The organism is Bacteroides luti (assembly GCF_900128905.1).
GTDB classification, from domain to species: domain Bacteria; phylum Bacteroidota; class Bacteroidia; order Bacteroidales; family Bacteroidaceae; genus Bacteroides; species Bacteroides luti.
In genome coordinates, this window is record NZ_FQTV01000009.1 from 166,818 (window position 1) to 174,896 (window position 8,079).

At 38.9% G+C, this 8,079-nt stretch carries 6 protein-coding genes; 4 read left to right on the top strand and 2 right to left on the bottom strand.

Translation table 11 applies throughout. The features are described 5' to 3' along the window. Positions 1-149 precede the first annotated feature (149 nt). From BUC21_RS09980 to BUC21_RS09990, 3 genes are read left to right on the top strand one after another with little or no spacing between them, the layout of a single operon-like run. On the top strand, positions 150-1,661 hold the full coding sequence (locus tag BUC21_RS09980; protein ID WP_073401779.1) for an arabinan endo-1,5-alpha-L-arabinosidase: 1,512 nt from the start codon (positions 150-152) through the stop codon (positions 1,659-1,661). 28 nt (positions 1,662-1,689) lie between these two features. After that, positions 1,690-3,651: an alpha-L-arabinofuranosidase C-terminal domain-containing protein gene (locus tag BUC21_RS09985; protein ID WP_073401780.1), complete on the top strand. Its 1,962-nt coding sequence runs from the start codon at positions 1,690-1,692 to the stop codon at positions 3,649-3,651. Between the two features lie 10 nt (positions 3,652-3,661). Beyond that, the gene (locus BUC21_RS09990) at positions 3,662-4,645 is read left to right on the top strand and encodes a glycoside hydrolase family 43 protein (protein WP_394332755.1); all 984 of its coding nucleotides are present in this window, start codon (positions 3,662-3,664) and stop codon (positions 4,643-4,645) included. 74 nt (positions 4,646-4,719) lie between these two features. Here BUC21_RS09990 and trhA read toward each other — a convergent pair whose 3' ends face one another. Both trhA and BUC21_RS10000 read right to left on the bottom strand, forming a co-directional pair. After that, positions 4,720-5,370: a PAQR family membrane homeostasis protein TrhA gene (trhA, locus tag BUC21_RS09995; protein WP_073401781.1), complete on the bottom strand. Its 651-nt coding sequence runs from the start codon at positions 5,368-5,370 to the stop codon at positions 4,720-4,722. 7 nt (positions 5,371-5,377) lie between these two features. Then, on the bottom strand, positions 5,378-6,808 hold the full coding sequence (locus BUC21_RS10000; RefSeq protein WP_073401783.1) for a CCA tRNA nucleotidyltransferase: 1,431 nt from the start codon (positions 6,806-6,808) through the stop codon (positions 5,378-5,380). 104 nt (positions 6,809-6,912) lie between these two features. On the opposite strand from BUC21_RS10000, the gene BUC21_RS10005 reads away from it, so the two are divergent. Next, on the top strand, positions 6,913-7,740 hold the full coding sequence (locus BUC21_RS10005; RefSeq protein ID WP_073401785.1) for an outer membrane protein assembly factor BamD: 828 nt from the start codon (positions 6,913-6,915) through the stop codon (positions 7,738-7,740). Positions 7,741-8,079: the final 339 nt, after the last annotated feature.

Here is an 8,079-nt window from a genome sequence, read left to right on the forward strand (position 1 = left end):
AAACTCTTTTTCTTTCATGTGATGATATCTTTGTTTTTATCCCGTGGTTCATGTTTTGTCCACTTAAAAGAGACAGATGTCCACCTTAAGGTAATCGCTTGTCGTCTATTTTTGCAGATAGTTTTAATAAAAGGATTTAATACTGCTATATGAAAAAACATCCGGAGTTACTTCTCAGAGTATTCATTGTATTTACTGTACTGATGATTGTAATGCTTTCCTGCAAATCATCGTCAGACATGAAAATTATTCCAGCTTCAAATCCCTGGCCTGATAATTATGTTTTTTTGTCGGGCATGGAGAACTACAAGAAATGGGGAACTTATAATGTTCACGATCCTGCTTGTAAGAAGTTTGGTGATACTTATTATATGTATTCAACAGATGCAATTTATGGTGAAGATAAGGATGAAGCAAAAAAACATAATGTTCCGTTAGGATATATACAGATGCGTAAATCGAAAGACTTGGTTCATTGGGAATTTGAAGGATGGGCTTTTCCCGAAATTCCTCGTGAAGCGGTGGAGTGGGTGAGAAGTAATTCTGAAGGAAAAGGGGCTACTAATATTTGGGCACCTTATATCATTAAACATGAAAAGACTTACAGACTCTATTATTGTGTATCTGCTTTCGGACAGAAGAATTCATATATAGGTCTGGCTGAGTCATCTTCACCAGAAGGCCCTTGGATTCAGAAAGGATATGTAGTCCGCACAAATAAAGAAACGCCAATGAACGCCATTGACCCAACTGTTATAGTTGATCCCTCTAATGGAAAAATGTGGATGCATTACGGTTCATTCTTTGGAGGCATTTATTGTGTTCAGCTAAATCCGGAAACGGGATTAACAATGAAAACCGCAGATTTAGGACATTTGGTTGCGCGCAGAGCCAATTACAAAGTTGATAATATGGAAGCTCCAGAGATTGTATATAATCCGCAGTTTAAAAAGTATTATCTTTTTGTTTCCTATGATCCATTGATGACCACTTATAATGTCAGGGTAGGAAGAGCTGATAAGCCGGAAGGACCGTTTACCGATTTCTTTGGCAAGGCAATGTCTGATACAACAGATATTTTCCCAATACTTACTGCTCCATATTGTTTTAATAATCATGTGGGGTGGGCTGGAACAGCTCATTGCGGAGTAACTACCGATGAAAAAGGTAAATATTTCATGTTTCATCAAGGTCGCCTTTCACCGGATAATATGTTAATGGTGCTACATACTAGAGAGATGTTCTTTACTCACGATGGATGGCCGGTTGTTTCTCCTGAAAGATATGCTGGAAGTCGTTCGGTAAAGATTAAAGATAAAGATCTGCATGGTGAATGGGAAGTGATTCGCATAAATGAGCCAAAACATGACAGAAAGTTAGAAGCCGGACAGATTCTTTGGGGAGAAGGACGACTTAATAAAACAGAGCAGAATTATTCTTCTCATATAGTGTTGCAAGAAAACAATAGTATAAAAGATCGTACTAATAGTTCCTGGTCTTTTGATTCATCTAAATCATTAACTAAACTGGTTTTGAATGGTGAGGAAATAAATAATTTGGTTACTTTTGCCGGACACGATTGGGAAAACCAGACAGAGACAATTCTCTTTACAGGATTGGATAGTCATGGTCGATCAGTCTGGGGAAAACGTATAAAATGAATACTAACTAAAAACTAATATATTAATTATGAGAATGCACAGATCATTATTATCTGCTTTAGCCCTTTGCATGGGGATGTCATTAAATGCACAAACCGAGCATGAGATGGTTGTAAAAACTACTAAGCCCGGTGCGGAAATACAATCAACAATGTATGGACTCTTCTTTGAAGATATCAATTTTGGAGCTGATGGTGGCTTATATGCTGAACTGATAAAGAACCGTTCCTTTGAGTTTACTCAGAATTTGCTAGGTTGGAAATCATTCGGTAATGTTGAAGTTCGTACTGATAATCCAGCTTTTGATAAGAATCCACACTATGTGCGCCTTTCAAATCCAGGACATCCTGATAAGCAAACAGGTCTTGAAAACGAAGGTTTCTTTGGTGTAGGCATTAAGAAAGATGCTCAATATCGTTTTAGTGTATGGGCTCGCCTTCCTCAGGGTGGTGAATCTCAAAGTTTTAGAGTGGAACTTGTAAACTCAAATAATAATCCGGTTGCAAAACAAACATTGAATGTAACTTCTGCCGACTGGAAGAAATACGAAGTAGTACTTACTTCACCGGAAACCGATGCAAAAGCTTTGGTCAGAATCTTCCTTACTTCAAAAGGAGATATTGATATGGATCACGTTTCTCTTTTCCCGGTTGATACCTGGAAAGGTCGTGAAGGTGGTTTGCGTAAAGACTTGGTGCAGGCTCTTGCCGATTTGAAACCGGGTGTATTCCGTTTCCCTGGTGGATGTATTGTTGAAGGTACTGATATTGATACTCGTTATAATTGGAAAAACTCGGTAGGTCCTGTTGAGAACCGTCCGCTTAATACTAATCGTTGGCAATATACCTTTACCAATCGTTTTTATCCGGATTATTTCCAGACTTATGGATTGGGATTCTATGAGTATTTCTTATTGTCAGAAGAAATAGGAGCAGAGCCTCTTCCTGTGCTTAATTGTGGACTTGCTTGTCAGTTCCAGAATAAAGACCCAAAAGCTCATGTGCCTGTTGATAAGTTGGATTGTTATATTCAGGATGCCCTCGATTTAATTGAGTTTGCTAATGGTGATGTTACTACAAAGTGGGGTAAATTACGTGCAGATATGGGCCATCCGGCTCCGTTTAACCTAAAACTTCTTGCCGTAGGTAACGAACAATGGGGAAAAGAATATCCGGAACATCTGGAACCATTTATCAAAGCTATCCGTAAAGCTTATCCAAAAATTCGTATAATCGGATCTTCTGGTCCTGATTCTGAAGGAGACAAGTTTGAATATTTGTGGCCGGAAATGAAACGTCTGAAGGTTGACCTGGTTGACGAACATTTCTATCGTTCTCAGAAATGGTTCTTAACTCAGGCTGCCCGCTATGATAATTACGACAGAAAAGGTCCAAAGGTTTTTGCCGGTGAATATGCCTGCCATGCTCAGAATAAAAAGAATAATTTTGATGCAGCTCTTTGTGAAGCAGCATTTATGACCGGACTGGAACGCAATGCAGATGTGGTTCATATGGCTACTTATGCTCCGCTTTTTGCTCACGTTAAAGGATGGCAGTGGCGTCCGGACTTAATCTGGTTTGATAATATGAGCAGTGTATGTTCTGTGAATTACTATGTTCAGCAGCTTTATGCTTACAATAAAGGAACTAATGTTCTTTCTTTGACAATGGATAAAAAACCGGTAACTGGTCAGGATGAACTTTATGCAAGTGCTGTATGGGATAAAAACGAAAAAGCATATATCGTGAAAATAGCTAATACAGCAGATAAAGAACAAAATATCCGTGTTGTATTAGATGGAACAAAGAAAGGGCAGCTCACTTCAGGTACTGCAACACTTCTTCATTCATCCGATTTGGATGCTGAAAACACATTGGCAAACCCAAACACTGTTCTTCCGCAGAAAGAAGATATTCAGATTGAAGGCAATGTTCTGAACGTAAAATTAGGAGCTAAAACATTTGCCGTATATAAGTTTTTGAAAAAATAAGAGGACTTGAATGATGTTAAGAAATAGAATTTCAGGACTGATACTTTTATGTGCTGCTTTGCTAAGTAGTAGCGGAATATTGGCAGATACTCAGGATACAACATTTGTTGCAAATGGAAATCCTTTGATTAAGCATAAATTTACAGCCGATCCTGCCGGATTGGTTTATAACGGAAAAGTTTATCTTTATGCAGGACATGACCAGTGTCCTGCACCAAAAGAGCGTTATGAAATGAACGAGTGGCTGGTGTTCTCTTCTTCGGATATGAAAACGTGGACAGAGCATCCGATTCCTTTGAAACCATCTGATTTCTCATGGGCAAAGGGTGATGCCTGGGCTAGCCAGGTTATAGAACGGGATGGGAAATTTTATTGGTATGTTGCCGTTGAACATGGCTCTATTCATGGAAAAGCAATAGGTGTAGCTGTTTCCGACAGTCCTACCGGACCTTTTAAAGATGCACGTGGATCGGCACTTATTACCAATGACATGACTACCCAATTCACTAAAATAAGCTGGGACGACATTGACCCTACTGTTATTATAGATGATGATGGACAAGCTTATTTGTTTTGGGGAAATACTCAATGTTACTATGCCAAATTAAAGAAGAATATGGTTGAGCTTGACGGACCGATAATGCCGGTTAAAAATCTTCCACGCTTTACCGAGGCACCATGGATCCATAAATATAAAGGATGGTATTACCTTTCGTATGCATCCGAATTTCCAGAAAAGATTTGTTACGCTATGAGTCGTAATATCAACGGTCCATGGGAATATAAAGGCATATTAAATGAAATTGCCGGAAATAGTAACACCAATCATCAGTCAATCATAGAGTTTAAGAATAACTGGTATTTTATTTATCACAATGGCGGCATTAATACACAAGGGAGTAGTTTCCGCCGGTCTGTATGTATAGATCGTTTGTTCTATAATAACGATGGAACAATTAAACGTATTAATATGACAACAGAAGGTATAAAGTAAAATAGCAACTGCTTAAAACAAAAAAAGATGTCCGTAAAAGACATCTTTTTTTGTTATCTATATTTTGATCTTAATTATAAGATATTGAAAATAGCAATAATGTGGCAAACACTTCCTCCCAGAACAAAGAGATGAAAAACAGAATGCATGTAGCGCAACTTTGTTAGTGAGTAGAATATAGCTCCGATAATATATGATACACCACCGCCAATAAGCCAATAGAGAGTACTGATAGATCCTGTTGGATAGAGGCAATCAATTAACGGTTTAATGGCAATAATGATAACCCCACCCATAATTACATAGCATACGGTTTCAAGATTGCTATGCTCTTTTAGTTTTTTAAAACTCAGGATAAATCCTGCTATTGCAGCAAGCCATACAAAAGAAAACAGTGCCCATCCCCATGCTCCGGAATCTCTAAGAACAACCAATGTAAAAGGAGTATACGTTCCGGCAATATGCAGATAGATTGCTCCGTGGTCGAACTTACGAAGCAAAGCTTTTCTTTTTTCATTCCGGCAAGCATGATACCAGGTAGAGGTGACGTAAGAAGATAACATTCCCAGCAGATAGATAGCAAAACTAACCATAATCCACCTGTTGTTTGTCTCAAAAGCACTACGCATCAGGAAAATCCCGACAGTGATTCCCAACAGTATGCCCAATCCGTGAGAACTGGCATTGGCAATTTCCTCGCCTTTGGTATATCTCTTCTGGCTCATTAGTTTGTTATTTTACAGGTTTAAGTTTCATCTTCGCAGCTTTTTCAAGCATATAGTTGTAAGCAGCCTCATATTCGTTTGGAATAACACCATCCAGAATGGCATCCTTAATAGAACTTTTAAGAGTACCAATCTCTCTGCATGGGCGCAGATCGAAAGCTTCCATAATTTCTTCGCCCGAAATAGGTGGCTGGAAGTTACGGATCCGGTCTTTCTCTTCCAGATCTCTCAGCTTCTGACGTACCAGTTGGAAATTTTCCAGAAACTTCTGCTTACGAACCTCGTTCTTTGAGGTGATATCAGCTTCGCACAGAGCCATCAAATCATCTATGTCATCACCGGCGTCGAATAGTAACCTGCGAACAGCCGAGTCTGTTACAATATCTTCAGAAAGAACAATCGGTCGCATGTGCAGACCAACTAGCTTCTGAACATATTTCATCTTCTCATTCATCGGTAATTTCATTCTTCGGAAGATGTTTGGTACCATCTTTTCACCAACAAAATTATGATTATGAAAAGTCCAGCCCGCCTTAGGCTCCCATCGCTTACAACTTGGCTTGGCTATATCGTGAAGTAGAGTCGCCCAACGAAACCAAAGATTATCTGAACGTTTAGCAGCATTATCAACAACCTCTAACGTGTGATAGAAGTTATCTTTATGTGCCCTGCCATTTCTGCTGTCAACTCCTTGCAATGCTGCCAGTTCCGGGAAAATAAGTTTTAATAATCCACACTCATCCAACAATACAAAGCCAATGGAAGGAACAGGCGATCCCAGTATTTTATTTAATTCGTCAGCAATACGCTCTTTCGATATAATTTCAATTCTCTCTTTATTGCGTGCTATCGATGCAAAAGTTTCATCTTCAATCTGGAAATTAAGCTGAGTGGCAAAACGGATACCCCGCATCATACGGAGAGGATCATCACTAAATGTAATATCCGGATCTAAAGGAGTGCGAATAATTCTGTTTTTAAGATCCTCGATACCTCCAAAAGGATCGACTAATTCACCAAAGCGATCAGCATTGAGGCATACAGCCAATGCGTTGATTGTAAAATCCCGTCTGTTCTGATCGTCTTCCAGCGTGCCATTTTCCACGATTGGTTTTCGTGAATCTCTTTGATATGATTCTCTTCTGGCGCCAACAAATTCCACTTCTATGCGGTGATATTTAACCTGAGCAGTTCCAAAATTCTTAAAAACAGAAACATGTGCATGCCTTCCTAATTTCTTCCCCAGCGCTTGTGCCATAGCTATTCCACTTCCCACAACCACCACATCAATATCTTTCGACGGGCGTTTCAGAAAGATGTCGCGCACATATCCACCTACAGCATAACATTCCAGTCCGAGGTCTTCAGCTGTTTCAGAGATTGCTGTAAAGATCTCGTCGCTAAAATATTCTTTTAATTCTTCTGTTGTTAATTGCATGTTATCCTATGTTGTAAAGAGGTACAAAAATACAATAATTTGAGCAGGTAAAGGATAGGTTTGGCAATTTAATTGTATTTTTGCCTTCTATAACAAAAATAAATATGAGAAAGTTTGGATTCATAGCACTTACAGTATTAGCACTCACAGCGTGTAGTGGTAATGGTGAAAAGGAAGCTGCCTTGAAATTACAAGCGGCAGAGGAAGCCTATGCACAAGGTAAATATAGTGAAGCAAAGTTGCAGCTTGATAGTATTAAAATACTTTATCCCAAAGCATTTGAAGCCCGCAGAAAGGGAATTAGTCTGATGGAGCAAGTGGAAATAAAGGAGCAGGAAAGAAGTATTGTTTATCTTGATAGCGTGTTAAAGATAAAACAAGCTGATGCTGATCAGAAAAAGAAAGGTTTAGTTCTTGAAAAGAATGCAGAATACCAGACTGTAGGTAATTACCTTCATCCTTCTCAGACTGTAGAAAAAAATATCCGTCGTACTTACCTGCGTGCTCAGGTTAGTGAAACCGGTGTGTTTGCACTTACTTCCATCTATAACGGAGGTTCCAGCATTCATCATCGTTCCATCCGTGTAACTGCACCCGACGGAAGTTTTGCAGAAACACCAGCAAGTCGCGATGTTTACGAATCAACGGATATGGGTGTAAAATCGGAAAAAGTAGATTACCGAATGGGTGCCGATGGGGGAGTTGCAGCATTTATTTACATGAATAAAGGTCAGAACCTCAAACTGGAAATTGTAGGAAATGGAAGAAAAGCGGTAAGCTTCTCATCTGCCGATAGAAATGCCGTTTGTCAGGTTTACGAATTGGCACAAGCTCTTAATTCAATTAACCAGATAAAGAAAGAACTGGAAGAAGCAAACCTGAAGATTCGTTTCGTGAAAAAGAAAATAGAAGTGGAATCAAAGGGTAAGTAAAATACTTCCCAGCATAATTTAATTCAAAGATATAGGCTAATTAGACAACTTAACTAGATTAATTAGCCAAAATATAAGGTTATCTTTCCCCGAACATGTACATGTTTAACCCCAATCATGTACATGTTTACTTCCAAATATGTACATGTTTGCCGCAATCTCCCGCCAATAAATGGTTAATATTTGCCAGGAACTGTATTAAACTGATTCCAGTTGACTACTAATGTTCCTAAGCCTATAATCAGTGGTTCTTTTGCAATTTAGTTGAAAAGAAGAGTTCCCAGAACTAGTTTTCTTTTCAGTAGCATGAGCTTTGCCTTTCCATACATCATTCGTTTT

What these genes read in the sequence shown, in the direction of transcription:
- BUC21_RS09985 (WP_073401780.1), top strand. Translation starts at nt 1,690, where the DNA reads ATGAGAATGCACAGATCATTATTATCTGCTTTAGCCCTTTGCATGGGG.
- trhA (WP_073401781.1), bottom strand. Translation starts at nt 5,370, where the DNA reads ATGAGCCAGAAGAGATATACCAAAGGCGAGGAAATTGCCAATGCCAGT.
- BUC21_RS10000 (WP_073401783.1), bottom strand. Translation starts at nt 6,808, where the DNA reads ATGCAATTAACAACAGAAGAATTAAAAGAATATTTTAGCGACGAGATC.
- BUC21_RS09980 (WP_073401779.1), top strand. Translation starts at nt 150, where the DNA reads ATGAAAAAACATCCGGAGTTACTTCTCAGAGTATTCATTGTATTTACT.
- BUC21_RS09990 (WP_394332755.1), top strand. Translation starts at nt 3,662, where the DNA reads ATGATGTTAAGAAATAGAATTTCAGGACTGATACTTTTATGTGCTGCT.
- BUC21_RS10005 (WP_073401785.1), top strand. Translation starts at nt 6,913, where the DNA reads ATGAGAAAGTTTGGATTCATAGCACTTACAGTATTAGCACTCACAGCG.